Origin of the sequence: Halorussus sp. AFM4 (genome assembly GCF_051194995.1) — an archaeon.
Classification (GTDB): domain Archaea; phylum Halobacteriota; class Halobacteria; order Halobacteriales; family Haladaptataceae; genus Halorussus.
Genome location: NZ_JBNTJT010000003.1, coordinates 617,703 through 643,909, shown reverse-complemented (window position 1 = coordinate 643,909; position 26,207 = coordinate 617,703). Strand labels below are relative to the sequence as shown.

The window sequence follows — 26,207 nt, the reverse complement described above, 5'->3', positions numbered from 1 at the left end:
AATTCTGTGTGGAAAAGAGAGAAAGCAGATATAGCAGTAGTGATTCCTCTATCCAGTCGCTAACCCGACAGAAGTTGCCTAACCGCGAAGAATTCGGTTAATTTCCCGCTCGAATGCTTTCCGGAATCGATCAGCTGTTATCCGCGGCTTCGCTCGAAATTCGAGATCGATTGCACTCTGCACCATTAAATCCACTAACAACCACATGTTGTAGAGCAAGGTCGCAAACCCGAAGTGGAATAGTCGAACCACGTACTCACGCGATGTTGTCCAGGCTGCAAAATCCTTGATTTTCTCGTACGAGGTTTCAATGCCTCCTCGATCCGTGTATCGTTTAATTTTCCGTCTCGTCTCTCTCCGGTCAAGACTGATCTCATCACTCACTTCGGAATTAGTCGCAAAGGGTTGTTTAGAATCATAATCGTCGTCTGGTGGCAATACCACGATGTTTGTCTCCACCCTTGTGTTCGTCACACCCCCTTTCACTGGGCCAGACACTCCGTAGTTTTCTCTCACATATACCTGATCACCAGCTTTTTCCACAACAGATGCAGCTCTTTCCCCTTCTGGAACAGGAATCGTATACTTGATGTTGTGTTCTTCGCACGCAGCAAACACATCTGCAGCGTAGAAAGCACGGTCAGCAACGAGCTTCCTCACACTTACTGCCTCAGTAGCTTGGTCTAACAGTTCACGCATGATATGGCCTTGGCGGTAGCTTCGGTCCTTCCCAGGATACGCATCTGGCTCATGGTGATCCGGGTCCCCCACAGGGTACATCGCAACAAGGAAACTCACGTTGTCTCCAACAATACTGGCAGTCGCGAACTCATGGCAATCCTCGTACTTTTTATCGTCTGGAGCCTTCGTCAGACGCTCCATTCCCTCTAACTCACCATAAAAGCCGACGTACGTGTGGTCACATGCTATTTTAACTGGACGTTCAAACTCTATGTACGGTTTCGCACGACTTAAGCACCGCAACGCCGCTCGGTTCACCATCTTCGTGATTAACACCGGGACAAGCTCTTTGATGGCTGTAAGCAGCGTCTCACCGGTGGGTCCATCAAGATGGAACGGATCTTCTTCACTGAGTTTTGCTTCAGGGTCACATTTGTCACTGAAGATGTCTGCCCCGTCATTGGCGGCAGAATGCAGGAGACTCGTCAGTGTTTCCACCATCAGTAACTCATCCTCTTCGTAAATTGGTTCGTCAGGCCGTGGGATGTTCAGTGCTGGAAATACGACATCCCTCATCTCATCGATAACCTCTCGTGTCTTTCGACGGAGAAGACGGCGTAGTGTCCGTTCTGACGACCCCTCTGAATCCTCTGGCACTAGGTTTGCGCCTATTGGACTCCCCCGTTCAGCTGCAATGGTTTCAATCTGCCTAACACTGGTTTTCAGGACAGTATCAAGTTCTTCAAAACGATGCTTGTCAGCTCTATAGAAAGTGCTTCGATCGGGAATATCGTCCGGGTTGAATCCGAGTTCCGCTGCGATACTATCGTCACTTGTGAGCCTCTCACGAAGTTCTCGATCACCCCAATCTTCGAGTCGTTTAGCCAATATCGCCCTGAATGTCGGGACAAACGGCTTAGAAGGAGTATCCTTGTGTCGGTCATCGTGACGGTAGATATCGACGTCTAACTTCGAAACCAAGTCTAGCGCAGTTGTCTCACTCTCTATTATCTCGCTTGCCTGCTTTGCAAGGAGAGTTTTCCCTCCAGAGACGCCTGTGTCACTCATCTCCGACCCCTGACCCCGGCGCGCCCTTGGAAGCTCTCTAACTCTGAATTGGAATTTGCATTCATGGTTGGCATCAGCTTGGTTTGAATAGGTGCAATTTGCACCTATAGACTGGCGTGTGGCTTCCGGAACTTCCGCTAGTAGATAGCGTGCCTGCGGGATATTATGGACCAGGAACCAACTGAAATTGGAACTGCACTCTACTACTATTCGTAGTAAGATACAGATTCAAGGAGCATACGGTCCTGGGTAGATGTGTAGCGACCATCAGGACCCCTCCCTCAAATAGAACTACGTATCCCATGCGCGATGAACACCCGCCAGAACCCCCAGTGGAAGATGATAACGACGAAAAGAATCACCAATATGGGACAGTCGAGGAAGTACTCGCCTTCCTAACGAAGGAAAACGGTGAAATACGAACGGGAGTCATACCGATGTTCCGAGATATAGACCCCGAAGACGGCGCTAGGTACAATGAGATCGCCAAAGGTTCTCGCCCAAGCCAGAATACTATCAATACCCGTCTGAGTGAAGCAAAGGAATTGAATTTAGTTGAAAAGAGGGTGGTAGAGATGGATGATTCTTCCCACCCTCGTTACTTGTTCACTCCTCTCGGGAAGAGCATACGACGGTATATGGACGCAAATAACATGTTCTGGTTGTACCGGAAAATCGGGGATTTGCAGGAGGACCTGATTGAAAAAATGGAGAAGGTTGAACGGGATATCATCATCGCGTATGAGAAAATTGACCCACCAGAGGGTGCCCCGGAATTCAAAGACGATGAACCACCGCGTTTTTGAACCAGTACATAACTATCCTTCCAGGACTCAAATCGGAACGGAAAATGACGTAGACTTTCGGTTTTCCAATCAAAGTTTCTTGTCTGTGATGTCTTTTGAGGACACGAATGCTCGAATCACTTCCCCTAGTTCCCAAGTCCGATGAACATCACTGAGATTATGCTACAAGACCGGTAAAAAGTCGCCCCGTCGGTAACAAGCAGATGCACTCCCTGATGTCACAAACGGGTCGTACGGTTGTTTCCGATACCACGGATGCTCAGTGTTGTCGTTGGTTGTTTCAGTCGGCACTTCTTCAACCTCGGTAAAGAGAATTGCATGAGCGCCAGTCAATGAGTTGATGTCTGTTCCTTTGCCATAGAACGTCTGAGTGGTGTTAAGTCTCTTTTTCGTCGGGTCAAACAAATCGGCGAACTCCAGGTTACCGAATACCCATTTCGTATTGTGATGGACGCATCTCGTTCGTAGGAAGGGGAGATCAAACCCGCCCTTCCAGTTATCTGCATTGTAGGCCACCAGCCGATTGTACTCTTCGTCGATACGATTGAACCGGAGCTGCTGCATTGCATCCAACAACCCTTGTTCGTCATCCCTGGCTGTCACCGTAATTGAAACGCCGTTACTGATGTCCTGGAGGTGGTTTTCGAACGAATCTGTGTCAAGTGACTGCTCGTCGGTATTAACGATGAGTTCTGCATGTGCATTTGGAAACCAGAATCCCGAGACTGTGATTTCGTCGTCCCAGCCAAAGCCCGTTGTTTCTATGTCCCATGCAATATGAGTGCGATCTGAATCCCGATGCAGCATAGAAGATTGTGCGAGAGAAGACCAAATAGAGAACTGGGTGGTGTTTCCGGTAACTAAGGTTGGTCCGGCGTTCAGCATCGGCATGTCCCGTCTACCGAAACTATGCCAGAACTCCAGCGTACTATGGAGAGTGTAACTAGCAACCGTGGTGAGGTTCAGCGTTCAGACTTCCTCAAGTTTCTCTTTCCACATCTGAGCTTCCGCAACAATTTCACTAGCCAACTCGTCTGCTCGCGGAATACCGAGTTTCTCGAAGCCCACACTCAGAGGTTTAACGCTATCCTCGTCAGATATTTCCCGTAGTCCGCCATCGGTCAACTCTGACTTCACAACATCGCTTTGGTCTCGAATCTTATCCACCGTGTCCTCATCTAGACTATCAGGAAGGAAGAACACCAATCGGCCAGATTTGACCTCTTCTAACATGTTTACACGTTCCTCGGCTAAGGCTTCGTAGAGGTCTTTTTCCGTGAATTCGTCGTCATATTCGATGAGATTTTCGGCGAACTTCCCGAGTTTTGTCTCCTCTTTCGTGATTGAGAAGATGGAACTCACGTCCATCAAACCCATTAGGAGAACATTTGCTTCGAACTGTTCATCGCCGTAGTAGTCGTATATATTCTCACGGAACCATTGCTTCAACTCGTCACGGGTCGCGTTTTCGAGTCCCTCTTCGGCGACAACACTCGGTGGTAGCATCCATGTAAATGAGGAGATTGTCTCCCCACCATACGCTTGCTTCGTACGGTATCGGATGAACTTGTTCTTGTTATCCTCATTATCAGGTTGGTAGTAATCGTGGTCTTCTGGAGCTTCTTGGTCGCGGAATACGAGTAGTGCAATCTGGCTTGATGCAGTCTGGTTGTCAATGAGCTTCGCCAAGTCTACATCACGATCTTTAAGGATGCGCGTCATCCTCTGATACTCACGTAGATTCTCCTTTGCTTGATTCCGTTCCTTGTGTGCTTTACGCTCCCGATCAACCTCTTTCGACACCTCCCCGTATTTTTTATTATCGCGTTCCAGTTGCTGGGTTCGATGGTTCAAATATAGACCAGCAGTTCCAGTTACTAGAGAGAATCCACCTGCAACAACCGAAATTGTGCTAACAAATGGGACTGGGAGAAAATACGCAGCCGCGAACAGGGCTGTGGTGAAAGCTACACTGACAAGCGCAGCTTCAACCCCATGTGATCTAAGCGTATCTTCAATAGTCGCCCGAGACGGAACCATCTGTTATCATTCATTGGGTCAATCCACTTAGTCATTGTCAGTATCACTTCATTCCATGTCCCACAAGGGGAGTTGGCCAGCACTCTGAGGTTCTTATTTGAAGCTATGACTCAATATTGGAGTCACAGTGTCGATTCTTCATGGCCTGGATTATTGCCATGCTTGCCGTCCGGCGCATGTATCTTAAGGTAGGTACCTTGAGGTCTGTCTGTTGGTATAAACTCGGAACATCACCTTTGTCAGGGTGTTTCAACCGAAGAACTGCTTTCTTCCAATTTTTTGCTTCCTCCTCACTCATCTCCGTCACCTCTGTGATTCGAGGGACTGGCTTAGCCGGTCGCCCCGAACAGAGGACATTCTCACACACGAAGAAGAAGTTAGACATAGCGGTCCAGAGAGAAGCCGTCAAGGCATCATCGTACATATGTAGCCCAACCCGAATATCCATATCTTCATCCGATTCGACTGACGTTGATCTGAAATCTCGAACCATCTCATAGATGTTTTCAGGAGATTCGGATAACCTGACCTGTGAGGGGATTTCATTCATTGTGAGTATTGCGAGCGGCATACTCCCCAGGGACAAATCATCTCGAGATTCTAGCGCATTCTCTCGAACCTGGAATGTTCCCCCGATTGTTTGTCCAGGACTCTGGGAAAACGCAACTGGCTCCTCAATGCACAGGTTTACAGCCAGAATCAGGTCGAAAATGTCTGCATGATCCCTCAACGGTGGATCAAGGTTTTCCAGCAGACCATCGGTGACAATCCACCAATGGCGTTCGGGATGATTCACTTCTTTTGATACCTTCACTTTCTTCCCGTGTTCAATCACGGGCTTTCCCTGGAGCGCTTCCTTGTACTGCCACACAGGAACTTCTTCCGACTGTTTAAAATATAGTTTATCAGAGCTTGACGTAATCGTTTCAACATCCTTCGCTTTGTCTTCAACGTACGACTCAAGACCAGTGTTCATCTGACTCACTGGACGAAGAAATACCGGTATGTAATCCATAGCGAATAATTAGAATTAAAATGGTAAAAACGTACAGGTGAAGAACCTCCGTATTATGCCACCCATCGTAGAATAGGTCCGTGATGACCTTTGGACCCTATTTAATCTGTTATACTTTGGTTCGATAGGTCCGACCTCGATTTTCACCATTAGCAACGATGAGGTTGTACTGACACATCTTGCTCAAGTAATTACGAACCATCCGGTTGGTCTTTGGCTCATCTACTCGGTTTTGGTATGCATCGTAGAGGTCGCTAGGCGCGATGTCACCGTTTTCAGAAACAATCTCAAAGAGAACGCGCTGATCCTCAGTTAAGCGATCGAGCGTTTGGCGCTTAATTTCTGCTTTTGCGTGCGAGACTGTATCTTGAATCAACTCATCAGTGATTTCGGTTCCTCCATCTTGCATAGCCTGACGGGCCGCGCCTCGCAAGATTCCAATTGCTACTCGAGCATCTCCAGCGGCAGTTTCCGCTATTGTTTCCAATTGTGATGTGGTAATGGCACCCTCCTCAAGTCCCCATTGGACGCGGTCTTGTAGAATAGCGACGAGAGCGGTCGTTGAGTACGGGTCAAAGTCGATGCATGTGGCAGTCTTCAGGCGGCTGCTAACGCGGTCATCGAGTCGGGCAAATAGTTCTTCTTCGCGATTCGCTATCAATATCATCGTCAATTCGCGCATGCGGCTCAGGTCATAGAGAGTCCGGGTATCGTGGAGCTGATCTACTTCGTCAAGGATGACGATGTAAGGTGGACCGTCATAGTCGTGGAGTCTGTCAGTGAGAACATCCGTTGGAGTTGATTGGCGATGAATATCCACTGTCTTATGAACACCGTCAAGAACCTGATGGAGAATTTTAAACTTGGTCGGGGCTTCCCAGCAGTTGATGTAATTGGTGTTGAGGTCAATGACGCGTTCTCTGAGGCGTTCAAAGATGTATTTCGCAGTACAGGTCTTACCAACACCTGTTGGCCCGAAAAGGCATGTTGTTTCTCCTGATTCTCCGCGAGTGATGGGATTCAACGCGCGTGTAATGGCGTTGAGTTCGGCATCCCGGCGGACAATGTCTCCTGGAACAAATTCCGATTGTAGCACCCGGGCATCTTGAATCATGTGCGGCTATAACACGGATGGCAGTATAAGAGGAAGTGTGGCGTTTCCACTTTTCCACTTTTGGCCCAGAACAAGCAATTGTTTCGCAACTATATATTGAAATTTTGGTGTGTATTTATCTTAATCACCGTCTTTGCCATATACTTATTGACTCAGTTTATCGTACTTTTCTTTCACCATCTCGAAGTAGGCATCGTCCATTAGGCGAGGGTCCTGTACCTGATTGAAGTCGTCAAGTACGAATTCGGTTTGGTCGTGGTTGAGACCATACACGTGGAAAGCTGCGGCGTCAAGTTCAGCCTGCATTTGCCGTCGTTCGTTCAAGTCCGTCACCGGTTCAATGCCACCAAGTCGGTCGCGCATTTCCTCAAATTCTTTACCGTAGCAGTTGAGTTTGGCAGCCCGTGTCCAGATGTAGTCGAACCACTCGTCCCCTTCGGTGAGACGAGGAACCTGAGATTCGGTGAACTTGTATTCCACAATCGTAGTATCAGTTTTCGTCCGGATTAGGTAATCAAATGGAAGGCTGTTCAACAGCCCGGTGGCTACGAACAACTCCTCGGGGCTAAACAGTGGTTTATAGATCTCGCGTAATGGGTACTCTGTCAGTTCTTCCTTCGATTCTGGAGAAACAACATGTGGGCGTAAGGTGCGCAATTTACTATGACAGACAACACCAGGAGGAATTACCGCCGCGATTAATGTCCGTTCGTCAGTTGAACGGGCTATGTCACGGAAAACAATCCTGTAGTCAGTACAATCTAGTTTCACGTCCTGTTCACATAGTGGTTTTCCCCGATGTTCCTCAAGTAGATCGTTAACGAACTGCTTCTGTGAACCTGATCCGTCGAACGATTCGTAGAGATCGGTCTTGAGGTTGCGAATCTCTTTGTCTCGTATTCTCTGTTTTGCACTTTGGTCGGGGTTACCATCCTCTTCTATACTCCAAAACTCCGGCTGTTGTACACCATAGAAGCTACTGTCAAAAGTGAATTGGTAGATATTCTTGCCACCATAGACTGGATAATCCCCTGCGGATTCACTTTCCACAAACCTATCAGAATCATATGTACGGTCTAATTCACGGTGAACTTCAGCATGCCAACGTCCAGATACACTTTTACTCAACGGTGGATGTTGAAGAATACTATCTAACACATCAACCTCAGACACGTCATCGTTGGCTGTCTTAGCCGAAACCTGAGGAAAGATCTTCGCCTCCGGCGAGTACCGAGCAAGCACGTTACGCGGAATATCCACGGTGCGTTCCTCAAAATCATCAAGTATATCAAGTGATTTCTCTGCAAACGCTCCTTGGACGGACTCTGTAGTCCCTGAGTTCTTGAAAGTTAGAACACCGAATCTGTATCGAGTATCAATACCATCAAAGATACCGTTGTTCTCAAAGTGAAGGATAGACTGAATCGTGGCGTTGTTCAGTAGGTACGAGCGAATATCCTTACTCGAAGCGCCGGTGAAGATGATGTTCGGGACAACGAAGGAGACATACCCATCGCTATCAACAAGGTCGGTAACACGTTCTAGAAATAGCATTGATAATTCGTTTTCTGAGGTCGTTTTCTTTCCGTCCACGGTCGGGGTTTGAAGGACGTACTCTTCGGAGTTGTTAAAGTAGTCTGCCCGTGCCTGCATTTCACGGTTGTACTCTTCCCATCCTTTTTCAACCACAGGGTCTTCTAGTAATTCCTCCATTTTCTCATCCTTATCCTGGGGCATACGAGAGCGGAAAACCGGGTCAAAGCGAGAGAAATAGTCGTCTCTATTAGTCCGGAGAACGTCCCATGGGGGGTTTCCAACTACTGCGTCAAACCCTCCATCTGCGTAAACTTCAGCGAACTCCAGTACCCAGTTAAACGGTTCAATCGCTTTTACTTGTCCAGGAGTGATGTCATCAACGCCAGCTTCAACGAAATCTCCGTGAATGTCGTCAATCAGTTCCTCCCGGGCATTACGGAGTTTTTCAAAGGCCCGGCGTCGGTGTCTCTCGGCGGTTTCACTGTCGATGGCCTGTTCGTGTTTCTCGATCTCGTCAATAATGTCCTGATAGCGGTCGCGGACGCTATCCTCGCTGAAACTCCCAAGTGTGTATTCACCGTTGTCAGTGGTCTCAGGGAAACCCGTGTATCCAATGAGGCTGTTGCCTTCCCGCAGGTTAAAGGCGATGTTCGGAAGAGCGAGAGCATCGTCGTCGGCAAGGTCGTCTACGTTTTCTGTTTCAAGTTCCGAGATGACTGAGAGCCAACACCGGAGTTTGGCAATCTCAACCGCTGGACCCATTACGTCCACTCCGTAGATATTCTTCAAGACTGTCGTCTTCTTCAGGCGGTACTCATCAGGGTAGGATTCATTCTGAGCGTAGAGGGCTTTTCGGATGTTGACGATTTCTTCGAGAACAGAAGTAAGGAAGTGACCGCTTCCACAGGCCGGGTCCACGACTCGAAACTCGTCTACCTCGTCCAATAGTGGGCCAATTGTTCCCATGTGGCCGGGAAGCCCCTCGATGAGTTCGTAGATAGAGTCGAATCGTTCGACCTCGTGTTCTGGCCAGTCGCACTCTTCAGCCAATACGGTCTGGAAACGGTCAAGGAGGGCCGGACGGACAGTCTCTTCGGCACAGAATCGAGTAATCTCGCTCGGTGTGTAGTATGCTCCGAGTTCCTTGTTTTTGTCCGCATTGTCGCTGGTAACGTAGTTAATGGTCTTCTCGAAGACGTTGCCGAGGATACTCGGATCAAGGTCGGTCGGTGCGCCCCCAGCCGAAAAACTGTACCGCTCTAGTAGGTCGATGATAGAGAAGAGAACAGAATTCCGAACATTGAAATCTTCTTCCTCGAAGTTATCGCCGTTGATGGTCGGGCGGAACAGGCCACCGTTGAGATAGGGGATGTTCTGGAACAGGTCAATTTCCTTTACCTGTGATGGACGGTCGTCCGGCTTGTTGTTCATTACGTCATAGAAGAGCGATTGGAGGAATTCTTCGTAGAATGACCCGGTGTAAAATCCACCTTCGTAGGTTTCCTTAAGAGTCTTCAGAAGGTCAGGGTGGACGAGGGACTTGTCTTCGAGGAACTTGATGAAGACGAGGCGGTTCATCAATTCGACTGAGAAGAGCCTGGCGTTTTGCTCGGAGGCCCCATCCGGTACGACAACGCCATCCCCGACAAGAGAGCGAGCTGTTTCTTTGTCTTCGCTCACAATACCGAAGACGTATCGGATATAATCATCATAGAAGTCATCCGTAATTTCCTCCTGTTTGCGCTTGATGACTTGCCGAGCGTCACCGGCAATTGAAAGGAAATTATCGAAATGGAATGTGCGAATGAGACGAGTAACCTGCTCGTTGTCGGTTTCGATAACTTCTTCGAGTGATTCTTGATTCCCGACTTGATTCAGGAAGAGTTCAAGAAAGAGCGGCTGAAGGTCTATCTCTTCAATGACGTTGTGAGTATACGAATCGGGATCATACCGGATCAACATCCAACGAAGTCCGTCAGTAGCGATGCCGAAGTCTGATTCGAACTCTCGCCTACCGAGCCAATCTTTTACCTGTCCAGCACCGTGTTCTCTCGAATGCAGGTTCTTGTTAACCGGTTCGGCTTCAATGAGAAGTCGAGTAGAGTCGATGTTAGAATGGTTTCGGAGCGAAACGGTGTAGTCGGCGACCATAGTCTGTCCTCCTGAAAGACCGCCCGCTTCAGTCGAATACTCGTACCCCAAAGCATCAAGAATCGGTTCGATAATCGCTTGTTGTGTGAAGGGTTCCGGCTGAAGGCCATCCCGTGTCATGCTCCCCCTGAGTTTGTAAGACCCCGAATCTGATCGGAGCATCTTTTCGAGCGTATCGTCCCCCATCTGTACACGGAGGTTCGAGATAGTGGATTCTATGACGCTCAGAAGACGATGCTTTGTTTCGTCTTCGACTGTCGTTTCGAAGGCAGTTTCAACAAACTCTGGCGCAGTGCTGGATCTTGCTTCAGAAGTCATAGCAAACCACGTATAGTTCCTAACGTGAACTCAAATCACTCTGTGTTAAAATTACTGGAAAAGAATAGTTGCTTTCTGATTGAAACGGTGAAGGGAAAGATAGAATTAGAAGGAGAGTGACGTTCACTTCCAGAGAAATCTATGGAGGAAAGCGAACCTCTTATTGGAACTTTGCTGTATGAATTATGTTTCCGATAATTACAACCGGGGTCCCACAGATATCGTAACAGCCTCAACTCCCCTCATACAGAGAACAATAAAATCAGAGAATTATATTCATCCATTCTCCCATACAATATCTTATGCATCTATCCGTTCTGCCTTATTCGCAACATTCTGGATGAGTATTCACAGGTGCCGCCCCACCAGATCGAGCCCTCATGCACAAATTCTGTCCTTCGCAACTACACTGCCTCTCCGTTCGTCTCCGTCTCCTCTCACGACCCCCCTCCATCGGCCCGGAGGAGTACTGAGAGGCCTCGTATCGACGATCTCGTCGAGTCACCGAAACAGCAGGTCGAGCTGATGGGCGACGTACACCAGCTCCGCACGGTCGATCTGGTCGCGTCGCCGGTCGGCCCATTCGGTCAGCCGCCGGTCTGGCACCGCGGCCTCGGCGCGAACCGCGCGCTCGATCAGCTCGACGATGCAGCGCAGGAAGTAGCGCTCGTCGGCGGGATACGCCCCGCCGCGCGGCCGGACCACCCAGTCGGAGCCGCCGGCCGCGAGGATGCCCGTCTCCGCGCTCTCCCCCGCGGACTCAGCGTCTTCGGAGGCGAGCGCGAGCAGGCGCCGGCCGGCCTCGCTGTCGCCCGCGGCGTCGAGGTGGCGGTGGAACGCGTCGAACAGTTCCTCCTCGAACTCGGCGTCGGCGGACGGCTCGAACGCGGTCTCGCCGTCGTAGGTGATGGGACAGTACGCCAGTCCGTCGGGCGCCAGCGCGTCCCGGAACGCCGCGAGCGCGTCGGCGGGGTCCACCAGGTCGACGAAGGCGTGAGCGACCGCGAGGTCGACCGGTTCGTCGACCCCCTCGAGGAACTCGAAGGCGTCGCCGGTCCGGAACTCGACCTCGACTCGGCGACGCCCCCGCGAGCAGACGAACCGGTCGCCGGCCCGCCCGACCGCGTAGCCGAGCGCGGCGCCGCGCGCGGGCAGGCGCTCGCGCGCGGCCGCGACGTTTCGTTCCTCGACGTCGACCGCGGTGTAGCGCACGCGGTCGGGGAGCCACGGCCGGTCGAGCAGCCGGGCGACCGCCGACCCGGTGCCCGCGCCCACCTCCACCGCTCGCAGTCGGTCGCGGTCCCGGAGCTCGTCGGCGAGCCGGGCCTCGACGCGCCGGTTCAGCGCCCGGTCGTCGACGCTCCGCTTCGCCGAGAGGTACCGCGGGAAGTTCACCGTCGGGCCTCCTCCCGGGGCCGGTCGGTCTGCGGCTTCGACTCCCGTTTCTCGGCGACTGCTTCGAGGAAGCGCCGGGCCGATGCCATCGACTCGTCCCAGCCCGGGTGGCGCTCGAAGCGGCGGCGCGCGGCCAGGCTCATCTCGCGCAGGCGGTCGCGGTCCGACAGGACGGTCTCGACCGCCTCTGTCACCGCCGCGGCGTCGTCCGGCGCGACGAGGAACCCGTCCTCGCCGTGGGTGACGAGTTCGGGCGCGCCGCCGGCGGTCGGCGCGAGCGCGGGGAGGCCGAACCCCATCCCCTCCAGGTAGACGACGCCGTAGCCCTCGAACCGCGAGGGGACCGCGAGCAGGTGACTCTCCGCGAGTCGGTCGGCGAGGGCGTCGTCGGGCAGTCGTCCCTCGAATCGGACGCTGTCGGCGATGCCCAGGTTGCGGGCCTGCTGTCGGGTCTCTCGGGCGTATCCGGGGTCCGCGGACTCGCTGCCGATCACGGAGAGTCGCCAGTCGCCCGGGACGCGGGCGAGGCCGTCGAGCAGCACGTCGAGGCCCTTCCGCGGGACCACGTTGCCGACGAAGCAGATGGTGAGGGGTTCGCGCTCGGCCCGCGCCGCGATGGCGTCCGCGTCGATCCCGGGGTCGAACCGGTCGCCGGCGGGCCGTGCGACCGTCGACGGGCGCGGCCCCGCGAGTCGCTCGGCGTCGCCTCGGGTCGACTCGCTGGCGTAGATCGCGGCGTCGACGCTCCGGAGGTAGCGCCGCTCGACCGCCCGATAGACCGGTCGCTGCCACGCCGGCCACCGCTCGCTGCTCCGGAGGTGGTGGACGACCGCGACGACCGGCGCGTCGACCGCGGCGTTGTGGCCGACCAGCGACGGGTGGCAGAGCTCGTCCTCGACCAGCAGGTCGAACCCCCGGAGGCGCCGGCGAATCCGCGGGTCGAGGCTGTCGGCGAGCGCGCGGGGGTAGTCGCGCCGGGGCAGCGAGACGACCGACACCCGGTGGCCCGCGTCTCGGAGGGCGGCCGCGAGCCTCCGGTCGTAGAGGAAGCCGCCGCTTGTGGTCCCGAGGTCGCCGTAGACCGCCAGGCCGACGCGCACGGCGGCCGGTCAGACCTCCCGCCGGTGGGACGCCCGCGCCACGTCGTCCTCCCGGAGTTCGACCGTCAGCGACTCGACCTCGGGGGCGTCCAGCCCGTCCCAGAACCGCCGGCCGAAGATGCGCGCAAAGTGTTCGAGGCTCGGATTCAGCCCCTCGAACGCCGGCAGGTCGTTGAGCGTCGCGTCCCGGTAGCGCCCGACCGTGGCGTCGAGGCGCTCCTCGACGGCGTCGATGTCCGCGAGGTAGCCGTACTCGTTCAGCTCCGCCCCTTCCAGTCGGACCTCCGCCGCGTAGCGGTGGGAGTGGAGGTCGCCCTCGGGACCGGGGTCCGGGACCGTCAGGAAGTGCTGGGCCACGAAGCTGCGCCGGACCGTGACGGTGTACATGTCACTGTCGGCACGACCGCCACCGGCTTGAAAGCCGGGGCCGGACTCCGGGAGCTCCGGGGCGGAGCAGGGAGCGGGCGGCCGAGACGGGGTTCGCGACGGAGACGGCGAGACCGCGGCGGGTCGGCGCTCAGTACCGGAAGGTCACGCCGAGCGCCTCCCCGGGATGCTCGTCAAGCAGCGCGTACGCCTCCCCGGCGTCTTCGACGTCGAACTCGTGGGTCACGAACCGCTCGGGGCCGAGCTCCCGGAGGCGGTCCCACGCCACCGCCAGCCGCCGGTCCTTCGACCACCGGCCGCGGAGCGCCGGGTCGACCGTGCTGACCTGGCTGCTCTCGACGCTGATCCGGCTCCGGTGGAACCGCCCGCCGAGCTCCAGCTCCGCGGGCTTGGTCCCGTACCACGACCCGACCAGGACCCGGCCGTCGTAGCCGGTCGCCGCGACCGCGTCGTCCAGCGCCTCCGGGTCGCCCGACAGCTCGTAGGTCAGGTCCGCGCCGCCGAACTCGTCGCCGAGCCGCTCCCGGAGCCGGTCGCCGACGTCGCTCGCGGCGCGGTCGGCCCCGTCCGGGGCGAGGCTGGCGTCGGCGCCCAGGTCCAGCGACCGCTCGCGCCGGGCCGCGTGGCAGTCGACCGTCACCAGGTCGGCCAGCGGGCAGTCGGCGAGCAGCGCGGTGGTCAGCAGGCCGACCACGCCCTGGCCGAAGACGGCCGCGCGCTCGCCGAGCCGCGGCGCGCCGTCCTGAACGAGGTTCACCGCGGTCTCGACGTTCGGCAGGAAGGTCGCCGCCGCGGCCGAGCAGTCGTCCGGGACGGGCACCGCGTCGTCGACCGGCGCACAGAACCGGCTCTCGTGGGGGTTGAACGCGAGCACCCGGCGGTCCGTCCACGCCGGATCGACGCCCGGCCCGGTCGCGGTCACCCGGCCGACGACCGCGTAGCCGTACCGGAGCGGGAACTCGAACTCCTCGGCGAGTGCGTCGATCGTCGCGTCGGCGGCCATCCCGGTCGGCACCTCGCCGCGGTAGACCAGCAGCTCGGTGCCGGGACTGACCGCCGAGCGCTCGGCCCGGACCCGGACCTCCCCCTCGCCGGGCTCCCCGACCTCGCGGTCGCGCACCTCGACCTCGCCGTCCCCCGTGAAGTAGAGCGCCCGTGCTGGCATAGTGGGTCACGACGGCGCCGAACCGTCCGAGCGGGCTACGGCGGGCCGGCTTATCGTTCTTTGGCCCGGCGCGGGTCCGCGCGGTCCGGGTCGTCCCCGAGCAGCGACCGAACTGCCCCGCAGACCCGCTGGGCCAGCGGTCCCAGCACGCGGTTCGCGCCGACGCCGAGGTAGGCCCGGGGCCGCGAGAACTCGCGGTCGTCCGACCGCGCCCGGAGCGCCAGCGCCACCGCGCGGTGGTTGCCGTCGGCCAGGTACCGCGGGACGCAGCCCTCCCGGGTCGAGATTACCAGCGGTCCCCCGGGCATCTCGTCGACGAAGTCGATCACCGTCTCGACGTCCACGCCGGTCTCGGCCGCCAGCGCGTCGGGGTCCCACCGGACGATCCGGTCGGCCGCGCCCCGAACGGTCCCGTCGGGCGAGAGCGCGCGCCACCGCAGGTCCGGCGGCCCCTCGACCACCTCCAGCGACTCGACCGCCTCGCGATCGAGGGTCGTCTCGCGCCACCGCACCGGCGCGTCCCGCCAGACGAACGCGGCCGCGCCCGGCTTGCGGTCCAGCAGCTCGTCGAGCGCCTCCCGCTCGGACAGCGAGTCGATCGGGAACCACTCGGCGTCGGGCTTGCTCCGCTCGACCCGCAGCCACTCGCGGAGCACCTCGGCCTGGGGTACGCGGCGCATCGGTGGCGATACGTCCCGCAGCCAGTCAACTCCCCGGTCCGTCGGACGCCCGGTCCTCCCCGAGCAGGTCCCGGATGTCGTCCTCGCCGAGGAGGTCGACGAGGCTCCCGCCGCGCTCCCACTCCCGGCGCTCCTCGTCGGTCAGCCAGTTCGACGGTTCGGTGCCCTCGGCCTCCATCGCGGTCTCGAGCCGGTCGTCGAGGTCCTCGGGGTCGTACCCACCCACTGGCATGAGTTCGCATACGCGGCGGCCCGACTTATTCCCCGGGGCCGCGGGTCCGCGAGGCGACGGGCGGCCGCGGGGTACGGGACCGCCGTCCGCGGACGCCCGACAGACGATGAGTGCGGAGTCTCGTCCAGCGCCCGTTTGCCCGGACTGTCCTGAATGGCGTCGTCGTCGCCTCACGCCCCCGTCCGCACATATAAAATAAATTTGTCATAAGTAACCCGCCCGCCGTTCCGCTACCGATCGAATAGCTACCGTATTTCTTACCGGATGGGAATTTGATATAGCGTTCATCCATTCATGGGTTCGAGGCGAAACCGACAAACGCCCGGAACCCCACCTCACGAGCGATGGACTGCGACAAGTGCGACCAGGAGGCGGTGATGCACGCCGCCTACTCGGGGCTGCATCTCTGCGAGGACCACTTCCTCGCGTCGGTGGACAAGCGGGTCCGGCGGCGCATCCGGGAGGACGGCCTCGTGCCGGACGACGCCACGCCCGAGGATCCCCAGACGTGGGTCGTCGGCCTCTCGGGCGGGAAGGACAGCGTGGTCCTCACCGACATCCTCCATCGGACCTTCGAGCGGGACCCCCGGATCGAACTGGTCGCGCTCACCATCCACGAGGGCATCGAGGGGTACCGCGACGAGAGCGTCGACGCCTGCGTGGAGCTGACCGAGGAGCTGGGCGTCCGCCACGAACTGGTCACCTACGAGGAGGAGTTCGACGTGCGCATGGACGACGTCGTGGAGAAAGACCCCGAGAACATGGCCGCCTGCGCGTACTGCGGGGTGTTCCGGCGCGACCTGCTGGAGTCGTACGCCGAGGAGTTCGGCGCCGACAAGCTGCTGACCGGCCACAACCTCGACGACGAGGCCGAGACCGCGCTGATGAACTTCCTGGAGGGCGACGTCGCCCAGATCGCCAAGCACTTCGACGCGAGTCTGGGCGGGTTCGACGAACGGGGTAAACAGGACGACTTCGTGCCCCGCGCCAAGCCCCTCCGGGACGTCCCCGAGAAGGAGGTCGCCCTCTACGCCCACCTGAAGGGCCTGCCGGCCCACATCACCGAGTGCCCCCACGCCAGCGAGGCCTACCGCGGGGAGATCCAGCGGCTCCTCCACCAGCTCGAGGAGAACCACCCGGGCACCCGCCACTCCATCATGTCGGGCTACGAGGAGCTGGCGTCGCTGGCGGTGAGCGAGTTCGGCGCCCGCGAGGAGGGCGACACCGAACTCGGCGAGTGCGAGCGCTGCGGGTCCTCGACCACCAGGGACGTCTGCCGGAAGTGCTCGCTGCTCGACGCGATCCACGCGGCCTGATTCTCCCGGTTCGGTGCCCGGCGACCCCGACGGACCGTTCTCTACTCGACGAAGCTGCGTCTCCGGGCCTGGAGCTGTGCTGCGGAAAAAGGCGAAACGACGAGTCGACCGAACGTCGAAACCTGATGGTCCGTCAGCGGATCACGTCGAGACCGTTGTTCTGCTCGACCGGGTCCTGACCGCCGTCGCTCTGGGCGCCCCACGACTCGCCGGACTCGGAGGAGCCGCGGGTCTCGCCGACGCCGAGGTCGTCGACGTTCTGGCTGGCGTCGAACGACTGGGCGTCGACGTCCCGCATCTGCTCGCGGGACTTGTCGGCCTGCTTCTGGGTGCTCGGGCCGAGGACCTGGGCGCTCTGGACCCCGGTCATGATGGCCATGACCCGGACCTTGCCCTTGTAGTTGTCCTGGATGCGCGCGCCCCAGATGACGTTCGCGCTGGCCTCGAGGCGCTCGGTGATGTTGCTGGCGATGGACTCGGCCTCCTTGAGCGTGAGGTCCGGACCGCCCGTGATGTGGACCAGACCGCCCGACGCGCCCCGGTAGTCCACGTCGAGCAGCGGGTGGTTCATCGCGTCGCGGACGACCTCCTCGGTCTTGTTCTTGTCCTGTGTCTCGCCGACCAGCATCACCGCGACTCCGCCCTGGTTCATGATAGAGGTCATGTCGGCGTAGTCGAGGTTGATGAGCGAGGGCTGGGTGATCGTCTCTGAGATGCCCTTGACCGTCTCGGCGATGATCTGGTCCATCACCGAGAACGCCTTGCCGATGGGCAGGTTCGGGACGTAGTCCAGCAGCCGGTTGTTGTCGAGCACGATGATGGAGTCGGCCTCGTTGCGGAGCTTCTCGAGCCCCTCCTCGGCCTTCACCGTGCGCGCGCGCTCGACGTTGAACGGCGTCGAGACCATCCCGACGACGATCGCACCCTGCTCCTTGGCGATTTTCGAGACGACCGGCGCCGCGCCGGTGCCCGTGCCGCCGCCCATGCCTGCGGTGACGAACACGAGGTCCGCGTCGCCCAGTACCTCCTTGATGGTGCCCTGGGCCATCTCGGTCGCGCGCTCGCCCATCGAGGGGTCGCCCCCCGCGCCGAGCCCGTTGGTCAGGGACTTGCCGACCAGGATCTTCGTGTCGGCCTCGATCATCTTGAGGTGCTGCTTGTCGGTGTTGATGGCGACGGTGTCTGCGCCCTCGACGCCGATGTTGTAGAGCCGGTTGACGGTGTTGTTGCCCGCCCCGCCGCAGCCGACGATGACGATCCGGGGATCGCCGAACTCGTCGCCCTCGGTCGTGGCGTCCATCTCGCGGCTCTCCTGCTCGGCGTTCTCCAGCGCGTCCTGAACGATATCCTGCATCGTTTACACCTTGGCCCACGACCGCTTGTTCGTCGTCTGCTCGGTCGTGTCCTCCTGCTCGTTCAACATATCTCGAACGGCCGCCCGGATCGCCTCGCTCCGGTTCGGGAACTCGCCCGTCTCGACCATCTGTTCGACCTCTTCTATCTGCTGCTTCGGAATGCGGAGTGTCACACGCTCCATGTTTCTGTAATTTCCCCTGTTGTTAGTAAGACGGCGCGCGACTTCCCGCGCGTCCTGTCTTACGCCGTGTGAGCCCGTGACGCGGGTTCTCCGCCGCGGTTCGGGCCACCGTGTAAGACGGCCGTCTTACGCGAACGTACCCACATAGTCAAAACTTAAATAGTTAACGCCCGGCGTAAAACGTTGTCTTACGACCGGTCGAGCACGTCGGCCGCGGGCGTCCGGCGGCCGCAGCTCGGGCAGAAGCCCCAGTCCGAGCGCACTTCGTCGCCGCACTCGCAGAAGACGCGCCGGGCGGCCTTCTCCCCGCAGTTGGGGCAGTAGACGTGGTCGTCGGACAGCGACTCGCCGCACTGCCCGCAGGCGTTCTCCGTCTCGATCGGCGCGTCCCGGCCGTCGGCGTCGCCGCCGCGGTCCGTCGCGGGGGCGTCCGACGCGTCGGACGACGCGTGAACGTGTCTGTCTGCGGACGCGTCGGCGGCACGAGTCGCACCGTCGGTCTCGAGCGTCACGTTGACGTTTACGTCGCGACCGCGCTCCTCGACGCGGTCGCGCTCGCACCGGCGGGCCTCCCACGCGGCGAGGCGGTCGGCGACGAGTTCGTCCACGCGCCGGGCGAGGACGTCGTCGAGGCTGCCGGCGCTCCGGCGCTCGGCCCGACCGGCGTCCGGGGCGTCCGGCGCGGCGTCGCGCCGTCGCGCCGCCCGGTCGGGGTCTGCGAGGTCGCCGCGCTCGCGGTCCGGAACGCGAGTCGCGTCAGCCCCGGCGTCGGACTCGTCGAGGTACGCGCGCAGCGCCTCCCGCATGATCTCGCTCTTGGAGGCGTCGCGGCCCTCGATGCGCTCGACCAGTTCCTCGTCCGCGCGGAAGGTTATCTTACTCATGTGCCAGTTCGTCCCACACTATGACGACCATCCTATTTCAATCTTCCCAAACATGTCTGACGGCCGTGCGACGCCGGGAGACGAGCCGCCTTCCGGCGGTTCTCGTGGCTCACTGTCGACGGTGGTCCCCTGGCTGCTATGTCCGCTCGTCTGGAATGTACCGTCCGCGGAGTGGACTGGGGTCCTGCCCGAGCCGGGACATGACCGCGACCGGTGAACTGTCCAACCGGCCTTCGCGGCCCGCCCGCGCACTTCTGTCCTCCGGTCTGCGGGCGGCCGGTCGATGTTTACACACGTAGCAGGGGGTCCACCGTAACGAACGTAGTAGGGTACGGTTCGGCTGTTCCCTCCGGCGTCGTTCGGTCCTCGCTATCGGCCCGCATTCGAGCGAATTCTGGTCGGCCCAGACAGGCTCGGCGCCGGTGGTCGCCACCGGTGAATAATAACCCTTAAGTCCGGCAGGGCTCCTACGTGAAACTGCGTGCCCGCCCTTAGCTCAGACTGGTAGAGCAGTCGACTGTAGATCGACTTGTCCCCCGTTCAAATCGGGGAGGGCGGACTTCTCCTGCGGTCGATTCGCGTTCGAGCGACCGCGACGGGTTCTCGGCGTTTACACCCACCCGCCCAGCGAGTCGACCGGGTAGTTCGATGAACTCTCCGCGTAGGTTCCGGCGGGACCGACAACAGTCAGATGGTTCTGGCTTCGCACTCTCTCGGTCCCGCGCTCGTCCCCCGGAGGGGATGGGTACGGAGGCTGTCGGACCGGACGTAGACCGCCTGCGTCAACTCCGTGGTGGGTCTGGACCGTCGGAAGGGATGTGCGACGGTCGACTTCACGTTACGGAATGGAGGTTCTCGAAGCGGCTGTCCACCGGCTGTGTCGGGAATGCGTCTCGAGGCGGGAAACTGCTATGGAAACGGTCTTTTACTGGAGTGAGCAGTAATCCGGGTATGGATACTTACGAGCTGGACGAGATCGACAAAGGCATCCTCTACTATCTCCAGCAAGATGCCCGAAACAGCACCAGTACCGACATGGCCGAACAGTTAGACATTGCCGCAAGTACGGTGCGGAATCGCCTCACTCGTATGCAGGATGAAGGCGTTATCAAACGCTACATCCCGCAACTCGACTACGAGAAGGCCGGGTATCCGCTTCGGGTCCTGTTTACCTGCACCGCATCGGGTGCCCCCGAGAATATCTGCCACGACGTTCTCGAACAGGAAGGCGTCGTCGCCGTCCGCGAGCTGCTCGCCGGTCAGGAGAACCTCCACATCGAGGTCGTCGGAACAGATACTCAACAATTGACTGACACGGCGGAACGCCTCCGCAATATGGGACTCGAGATCGTACGGTCGGACGTGCTGAAGGAACAGGTCCAACAGCCCTTCAACGACTTCGGAACGTCCATCGTTGACGGCGATGATCAGGAGTGATCAGAAGTAACTCGTCGCGTTCAGTTCTGCTGGAGTAGTACCCCAAGGAAAAACGGTACAGCAGATATATCTGATACGAGGGACAGAAAAGGTGAATTCCCCTTGATTTTTTGCTTTGGTGTTCTAACCTACTGCCAGATGTCCGAGTTTGATGCACGCACCCTTACCGAGCGAATCGTCTCGAAGGTGTCCCACCGGAAGGACGTGGACCCGGTGGAACTGCAACCTCCCCTCGACGAGGTCGTTGATTTGGATGCCTTGGATGCCCTCTTTGCCTCCCGTAACGGTGGAACGCCTCGTGACGCCGATGGACTCGTTGCGTTCACCTACGAGGGGTATCGGATTCGGGTCGAGAGCGGTGAGAGAATCGATATCGACGAAGTGGATGGTGGGGAATGACTGGGTACTCGTTCGACTGCACCTTCTGTGATACCGTCATCGAGAACGATGTCGCTGATGCGGTGAAGGACGACGCACGGACTCACCTCGCAGACCATCGGACCGAACTCGAAGACGTGTTCGCTCTGGCGTTCGGCGGGACCGACTGTCACAACGACTGTGGGTACGCGTTCCCGGTCGGTGTCGACGAAGTTACGGGGTTCGATTGCCCGGAGTGCGGTCACGACAACTTCCCGCCGTTCGTACAGCAGTACATCTACTGGCGAATCGAGGCTCAGTAGGCCATTCTCAGGGAAGTCGAGGGGTCCAAACGCGGACTTCCCCCTGGTCCTCGTTGGGCCCTCTGGAGGGAGAAGCAGACGAGATCTGGGATTCGGATATCTCGCCACCGAGCTCGCCCCGGCTCAGGCGCGATTCAGTCTCTTGCCCGGATTTCGCCCGCGAGACGCGCCTGTGCGAGAATCACTTCCGCGTGGCCCTCCTGCGTCGACACTTCGCCCCCGACTAACTGTCGGCGTCGCCGACCAGCGACGGCGGGCACTCGTGGTTCCCGACCCGGTACTTCGCGTACTTGATGCCGCAGCGCGGGCACTGCACCGTCACCCGGTTCGTGTACCAGATGCCGCCGAAGAGCAGACCGACCAGGTAGAGGAAGTTGAGGAACAGGACGGTCAGGTAGACGGTCGCGAAGTCGTTCGCCATTCGTTCCCGAGCACCCCGTCGGTTCAGCGTAGGCGACCGCGCTTGTTAGTTCTTCCCGACCGCGTCAGTCCGCTTCGGCCTGCATCTTTCTCTGCGTCCGGGTCCGTTCCGACGGAATCCATCGCGCCCCGATTCGGACCTCGTCTCCCGAGCGACGCCGGGTCCGCGGAGTTCGGCGGCTCAGGGGTCGGGGTCCTGGACCTCGACGATCCTGGCGTTGTCGACGTACTCCTCCTCGCCGCCCTTCCGGATCTGGACGGTCACGCCCGGCAGGTCCTCGTGGGTCTGCTCCCGGGGCACCGAGACGGCCGTCACCTCCTCCAGCGTCATCGAGCGCCGCAGCAGCGTCTCGCCGTCCTCGGTCACGCGCTCCCACTCCTCGGCGTCGAGGTCGTCGGTGCCGAAGTAGTCGTCGGCGTCGCGGTCCGGGTCCACGTCGCCGCCCGACCTGACCGCGTCGTCGGCGTCGTCGTGCTGGTACTGTTCGAGGTTGACGAGCATGCGCTCCGGCTACCACGCACGTGGTAATAATTGGCACGGCCCCGCGGTCCGACTCGCTCGACAGCGAGAACCCCGACAACGAGGGGGTCCGATCGACAGCCGCGGATCCGCGGATCGCTCCGTCAGTCGCCGGCCCGGGCGTCCAGCCACTCGGCGCCCGCGTAGTAGAGACCGCCGAGCGAGACGCCCCAGACGAGGTGGCTCGCCAGCGCCGTCGCGCCGAGGTTCGGAACCGGCGCCGGAATCCCGACGAGCCGGAGCCAGACGGGCATGACGACGCCCGCGGCGACCGCCCAGAGGAACGCTCCCCACGCCGCTCCCGCGAGGACGTGGCCGCCCGCCCCGTCGACCCGGCTCCCCGGTCCGACGGTGAGCAGGCCCGCGAACACCATCCCGAACACGACGCTGTGGAACTCGTGGGTCGTCCACCCGACGACCGGGTGGGCGACGCCGTACAGCGCCCCGATGACGGGGATGACGCTCGCGATCGCCTGGCTGAACGCGCCCATCGCGACGCCGGCGACGAGCGCGGCGCCGACCGCCACCGAGAGCCGCGAGGTCGCGACGCCGTACGTCCGGCCCGTCGACGGGGCGGCGGTCGGGAGCGCCGGCTCGCTCGCGCGGACCAGCGACACCGCGACGGTCGTTCCCGCGTCCGAGACGCTGGTCGAGACGGCGCCCCGGAACCGCTCGACGAGCAGTCGGACGACGTTGAGACCGAACCCGCTCGCCGGATCGTCGTGCTCGGCGACCGCGCCGTCCTCCAGGATCGACCGCTCCCGGTCGGGCAGTCCGGGTCCGTCGTCGGTCACCCGGACCACGGCGTTCCGGCCGGCTGTGTCGACGCTCACCGCCACCCGGGGCGTCTCGGCGTCGTTGTGCTCGACCGCGTTGTCCAGCAGGTGCTCGAAGAGCCGCTCCAGTTGCGAGTTGGCCCACACCGGCACCGGTCCGGCGACCCCGTGGAGGACGTACTCGGCGTCCGGGTGGCGTTCCCGGACCGATTCGACGCTGCGTTCGAGGCGCTCGACCAGGTCGACCGCGACCAGTTCGGACTCCGCCGACCGCGCCGACTCGGTCAGGTGCTGCACGTCCTCGATGGTGTCGACGATGTGGTCCGAGCGCCGCCGGATGACCTCGACCGGTCGGTCGTCGCCGTCGGCGCGGCCGTCCCTGTCGGCGACGACGTCGGCGTACCCCGAGATGGCGGTGACCGAGTTGAGCACCTCGTGACGTAGGATGCGGTTCAGCGTCACGAGCCGGTTGGCCTGCCACCGGAGCTCGCCGCGCTGGCGCTCGTTCCGGGCGGCGTACACGCCGGTCAGCGTCCCGCCGACGGCCCCACCGATGAGGAAGTTCGAGAGGTACGCCTCCGAGAGGGTCGCCCCGACGCCGCCGACCCCGTCGGGGTTCGATCCGAGCAGCGTGAGCGCGACGAGGACCGACATCGCCCCGGTCCCGACCAGACACCAGATCGCGGTGCGCCGGACGAAGGCCGGGTCGAACGGGCCGACGACCAGCGCCACGCCGAACGTCGCCAGGAGGAGGCCGAGCACCAGCGGGAGCAGGCCCGCGAGGTAGAACGCCGTCGGCTCCTCGTAGGCGGCCAGCGTCACGGTGAACCTGGTGAGGAGGAACCCGATACCGGCGACGGTGAGGCCGCCCAGGGTGACGCTTCGCGGGAACGACGCCGACGGAACGTTCATGGTAGCAGTTCGCACGTTTCTCGACTATTATATAAGTATCCGGGTATCGCTTCGGGTCTCTCCGGAAGTCGACCCCGCCGAGACACCCGAAGGCGGTCCGAAGCGCCGGTCGGACGTCGTGCGAGTCCGCCGATTCGCCCTACACGCCCCAGATGACCGCGATACCGAGCGTCGTCACCACCGTCAGCAGCAACTGGAGCGGCGCGCCCACGCGCACGTAGTCGGTGAAGCGGTAGCCGCCCGGACTGTACACCATCAGGTTGGTCTGGTAGCCCATCGGCGTCATGAACGCCGTGGAGGCCGCGAACGTGACCGCAAGCGAGAACGCGAAGGCGCTCGCGCCCACCTCGCCCGCGGTGCCGACCGCGACGGGCAGCACCAGCGCGACGCTGGCGACCGGCGTGACGAGGTTGGCCAGCAGTCCGGTCAGGAGGTAGAACAGCGCCAGCGTCGCTATCGCGGGCAGGGCCGCCGAGGCCGCGGTCACGTGGGCCGCGAGCAGCCCGGCGGCCCCGGTCCGCTCCATCGCGAGGCCGAGCGGGATGACCCCCGCCAGCAGGAAGACGACCTCCCAGTTCACCGCGTCGTAGGCGTCGGCCGGCCGGACGACGTCGCCGACCACCATCGCCACCACGCCGCCGAGCGCGGCGATGGAGATAGGTAGCAGGTCGGCGGCCGCGACCGCGATGACGCCGACGACGATGCCCACCGCGAGCGCGGCCCGCCCGCGGTCGATGGGCTCGGGTTCGACGTCCGGTCCGCCGCCGACCGCCTCGGTGACCAGCAGGTCGCCCGACTCCTGGAGGTGGTCGAGCCCGACCTGGGTCGCGTGAACCAGCAGGCCGTCGCCCTCCGCGAGCACCGCCTCGGCGACGTCCTCGACGACCAGGGTCTCCCCGCGCCGGACCGCCAGCACCGTCGCGTCGTACCGCTCGCCCAGCTTCGTCTCGCCGACCGCCAGTCCGACGAGTCCGGAGCCCGCCGGGACGATGACCTCCGCGAGCGTGTCCCGGCCCTCGCCGAGCGCGAGCTCCTCCTCGGTGACCTCGGCCCGCGGGAGCCGCCGGAGGTCGCACGCCTCGACGAACGCCCCGACCGCCTCCTCGTCGGCCCGGACGGTCAGCACGTCGCCGGCCTCGACCGTCCGGTCGGTCCTGGAGGCCACGAGCGTCTCCTCGCCCCGGACGATCTGGAGTATCTTGCAGTCCTCGGTGCGGGCCTCGGCGACCGTCCGGCCCACGAGCGGCGACGACGGCCGGACGTACACCCGGGCGAGCCGGCCGCGGAGCCCGAACTCCTCGGTCAGGTCGTGGGGCGCGATCCGGGCGGGCAGCAGCCACTGGCCCACCGTCAGCAGGTACAGCGTCCCGACGACCAGCACCACGACGCCCAGCGGGGTGAACTGGAACATCGAGAACGGCGCGCCCGCCACCCCGAGGTCGGCCGCGAGCGAGCTCGCCACGAGGTTGGTCGCGGTGCCGACCAGCGTCAGCGTCCCGCCGAGCATCGCGGCGTACGACAGCGGGATCAGCAGCTTCGACGGCGAGGCGTGGGTCCGGTCGGCCAGGTCCGTCACCATCGGGATGAACAGCGCGACCACCGGCGTGTTGTTGACCACGCCGGCCAGCGGGCCCGTGATGCCGACCGTGGCGGCCAGCAGCCGGTTCCTGTCGCCGCGGGCGAACCCGGCGACCGCGACCTCGAGGCGCTCGACCACCCCGGTCTCCTCGACCCCGGCGCTCAGGATGTACATCGCGACGATGGTGACGGTCGCGGGGCTGGCGAACCCCGAGATCGCGTCCTCGGGCGAGACGCGGGTGAACCCCCGCAGCACCACCAGCGAGACCAGCACCGCCAGCGCGGTCGTGTCCGACGGGATGGCCTCGGTGACGAACAGCGCCACCGCGACCGCCGCGATGCCGAAGACCACGAGCACGTCGGCGGTCGGCGCCGGAGAGCCCTGCAGCATCGTCAGGAGTATCGGAGAACGGTCACGTCAGCGTTGCGGTGGCGTCGCTCCCTCGGGACGGCCCGCCG

At 60.7% G+C, this 26,207-nt stretch carries 24 protein-coding genes and 1 tRNA gene; 6 read left to right on the top strand and 19 right to left on the bottom strand.

Annotated elements, in window-relative coordinates:
* Window positions 1-78: 78 nt before the first annotated feature.
* Window positions 79-1,749 (bottom strand): transposase, encoded by a 1,671-nt coding sequence (locus tag ACQUQF_RS16275; protein ID WP_435180149.1) that lies wholly within the window; start codon window positions 1,747-1,749, stop codon window positions 79-81.
* Window positions 1,750-2,051: 302 nt separating this feature from the next.
* Between ACQUQF_RS16275 and ACQUQF_RS16270 the strand changes: the two genes are divergently transcribed.
* Window positions 2,052-2,555 carry a hypothetical protein gene (locus tag ACQUQF_RS16270; RefSeq protein WP_435180148.1) on the top strand — a complete coding sequence of 168 codons (504 nt, stop codon included), beginning with the start codon at window positions 2,052-2,054 and terminating at the stop codon, window positions 2,553-2,555.
* A 162-nt stretch (window positions 2,556-2,717) separates the two neighbouring features.
* Here ACQUQF_RS16270 and ACQUQF_RS16265 read toward each other — a convergent pair whose 3' ends face one another.
* The 11 genes from ACQUQF_RS16265 to ACQUQF_RS16215 all read right to left on the bottom strand — a co-directional run bounded on the left by ACQUQF_RS16265 (window position 2,718) and on the right by ACQUQF_RS16215 (window position 15,688).
* Complete coding sequence (locus ACQUQF_RS16265; RefSeq protein WP_435180147.1) at window positions 2,718-3,446, bottom strand: hypothetical protein; 729 nt, start codon at window positions 3,444-3,446, stop codon at window positions 2,718-2,720.
* Window positions 3,447-3,524: 78 nt separating this feature from the next.
* Window positions 3,525-4,595 carry a hypothetical protein gene (locus ACQUQF_RS16260; protein WP_435180146.1) on the bottom strand — a complete coding sequence of 357 codons (1,071 nt, stop codon included), beginning with the start codon at window positions 4,593-4,595 and terminating at the stop codon, window positions 3,525-3,527.
* Between the two features lie 103 nt (window positions 4,596-4,698).
* Window positions 4,699-5,610, bottom strand: coding sequence for a hypothetical protein (locus ACQUQF_RS16255; RefSeq protein WP_435180145.1), 912 nt, complete (start codon window positions 5,608-5,610; stop codon window positions 4,699-4,701).
* A gap of 109 nt (window positions 5,611-5,719) precedes the next feature.
* Entirely contained in the window at window positions 5,720-6,724 is a 1,005-nt protein-coding gene (locus ACQUQF_RS16250) for a Cdc6/Cdc18 family protein (protein ID WP_435180144.1), read from the bottom strand.
* Between the two features lie 144 nt (window positions 6,725-6,868).
* Window positions 6,869-10,729: an Eco57I restriction-modification methylase domain-containing protein gene (locus ACQUQF_RS16245; protein ID WP_435180143.1), complete on the bottom strand. Its 3,861-nt coding sequence runs from the start codon at window positions 10,727-10,729 to the stop codon at window positions 6,869-6,871.
* Window positions 10,730-11,230: 501 nt separating this feature from the next.
* On the bottom strand, window positions 11,231-12,124 hold the full coding sequence (locus tag ACQUQF_RS16240; protein WP_435180142.1) for a class I SAM-dependent methyltransferase: 894 nt from the start codon (window positions 12,122-12,124) through the stop codon (window positions 11,231-11,233).
* Complete coding sequence (locus tag ACQUQF_RS16235; RefSeq protein ID WP_435180141.1) at window positions 12,121-13,224, bottom strand: glycosyltransferase family 4 protein; 1,104 nt, start codon at window positions 13,222-13,224, stop codon at window positions 12,121-12,123. Before ACQUQF_RS16235 ends, ACQUQF_RS16240 begins: the two co-directional genes overlap by 4 nt.
* A 9-nt stretch (window positions 13,225-13,233) precedes the next feature.
* The gene (locus ACQUQF_RS16230) at window positions 13,234-13,611 is read right to left on the bottom strand and encodes a 6-pyruvoyl trahydropterin synthase family protein (RefSeq protein WP_435180140.1); all 378 of its coding nucleotides are present in this window, start codon (window positions 13,609-13,611) and stop codon (window positions 13,234-13,236) included.
* Between the two features lie 130 nt (window positions 13,612-13,741).
* Window positions 13,742-14,776: a zinc-dependent alcohol dehydrogenase gene (locus ACQUQF_RS16225; protein WP_435180139.1), complete on the bottom strand. Its 1,035-nt coding sequence runs from the start codon at window positions 14,774-14,776 to the stop codon at window positions 13,742-13,744.
* 50 nt (window positions 14,777-14,826) lie between these two features.
* Window positions 14,827-15,456, bottom strand: coding sequence for a hypothetical protein (locus ACQUQF_RS16220; protein ID WP_435180138.1), 630 nt, complete (start codon window positions 15,454-15,456; stop codon window positions 14,827-14,829).
* 25 nt (window positions 15,457-15,481) lie between these two features.
* Window positions 15,482-15,688 (bottom strand): hypothetical protein, encoded by a 207-nt coding sequence (locus ACQUQF_RS16215; RefSeq protein ID WP_435180137.1) that lies wholly within the window; start codon window positions 15,686-15,688, stop codon window positions 15,482-15,484.
* A 344-nt stretch (window positions 15,689-16,032) separates the two neighbouring features.
* Here ACQUQF_RS16215 and ncsA point away from each other — a divergent pair, with 344 nt between their 5' ends.
* Window positions 16,033-17,004, top strand: coding sequence for a tRNA 2-thiolation protein NcsA (ncsA, locus tag ACQUQF_RS16210; RefSeq protein WP_435180136.1), 972 nt, complete (start codon window positions 16,033-16,035; stop codon window positions 17,002-17,004).
* Between the two features lie 133 nt (window positions 17,005-17,137).
* Here ncsA and ftsZ read toward each other — a convergent pair whose 3' ends face one another.
* The 3 genes from ftsZ to ACQUQF_RS16195 form a co-directional block, all read right to left on the bottom strand.
* Window positions 17,138-18,358 (bottom strand): cell division protein FtsZ, encoded by a 1,221-nt coding sequence (gene ftsZ / locus ACQUQF_RS16205; RefSeq protein ID WP_435180135.1) that lies wholly within the window; start codon window positions 18,356-18,358, stop codon window positions 17,138-17,140.
* A 3-nt stretch (window positions 18,359-18,361) separates the two neighbouring features.
* Complete coding sequence (locus ACQUQF_RS16200) at window positions 18,362-18,541, bottom strand: ribbon-helix-helix domain-containing protein (protein WP_253513262.1); 180 nt, start codon at window positions 18,539-18,541, stop codon at window positions 18,362-18,364.
* Window positions 18,542-18,729: 188 nt separating this feature from the next.
* A complete protein-coding gene (locus ACQUQF_RS16195) occupies window positions 18,730-19,425 on the bottom strand; it encodes a double zinc ribbon domain-containing protein (RefSeq protein ID WP_435180134.1) in 696 nt (231 codons plus the stop codon).
* Window positions 19,426-19,910: 485 nt separating this feature from the next.
* On the opposite strand from ACQUQF_RS16195, the gene ACQUQF_RS16190 reads away from it, so the two are divergent.
* From ACQUQF_RS16190 to ACQUQF_RS16175, 4 genes are all read left to right on the top strand, one after another.
* Window positions 19,911-19,984, top strand: a tRNA-Tyr gene (locus tag ACQUQF_RS16190).
* A 392-nt stretch (window positions 19,985-20,376) separates the two neighbouring features.
* Window positions 20,377-20,862: an Lrp/AsnC family transcriptional regulator gene (locus tag ACQUQF_RS16185; protein ID WP_435180133.1), complete on the top strand. Its 486-nt coding sequence runs from the start codon at window positions 20,377-20,379 to the stop codon at window positions 20,860-20,862.
* A 138-nt stretch (window positions 20,863-21,000) separates the two neighbouring features.
* Complete coding sequence (locus tag ACQUQF_RS16180) at window positions 21,001-21,261, top strand: HalOD1 output domain-containing protein (RefSeq protein WP_435180132.1); 261 nt, start codon at window positions 21,001-21,003, stop codon at window positions 21,259-21,261.
* The gene (locus ACQUQF_RS16175; RefSeq protein ID WP_435180131.1) at window positions 21,258-21,542 is read left to right on the top strand and encodes a hypothetical protein; all 285 of its coding nucleotides are present in this window, start codon (window positions 21,258-21,260) and stop codon (window positions 21,540-21,542) included. The genes ACQUQF_RS16180 and ACQUQF_RS16175 overlap by 4 nt, the downstream gene beginning before the upstream one ends.
* Window positions 21,543-21,765: 223 nt before the next feature.
* On the opposite strand, the gene ACQUQF_RS16170 is transcribed toward ACQUQF_RS16175, so the two are convergent.
* The 4 genes from ACQUQF_RS16170 to ACQUQF_RS16155 form a co-directional block, all read right to left on the bottom strand.
* Window positions 21,766-21,963, bottom strand: coding sequence for a hypothetical protein (locus ACQUQF_RS16170; protein WP_435180130.1), 198 nt, complete (start codon window positions 21,961-21,963; stop codon window positions 21,766-21,768).
* 180 nt (window positions 21,964-22,143) lie between these two features.
* Entirely contained in the window at window positions 22,144-22,464 is a 321-nt protein-coding gene (locus ACQUQF_RS16165) for a hypothetical protein (RefSeq protein WP_435180129.1), read from the bottom strand.
* Between the two features lie 122 nt (window positions 22,465-22,586).
* Complete coding sequence (locus ACQUQF_RS16160; protein ID WP_435180128.1) at window positions 22,587-24,170, bottom strand: ATP-binding protein; 1,584 nt, start codon at window positions 24,168-24,170, stop codon at window positions 22,587-22,589.
* Between the two features lie 139 nt (window positions 24,171-24,309).
* Window positions 24,310-26,139 carry an SLC13 family permease gene (locus ACQUQF_RS16155; RefSeq protein WP_435180127.1) on the bottom strand — a complete coding sequence of 610 codons (1,830 nt, stop codon included), beginning with the start codon at window positions 26,137-26,139 and terminating at the stop codon, window positions 24,310-24,312.
* Window positions 26,140-26,207: the final 68 nt, after the last annotated feature.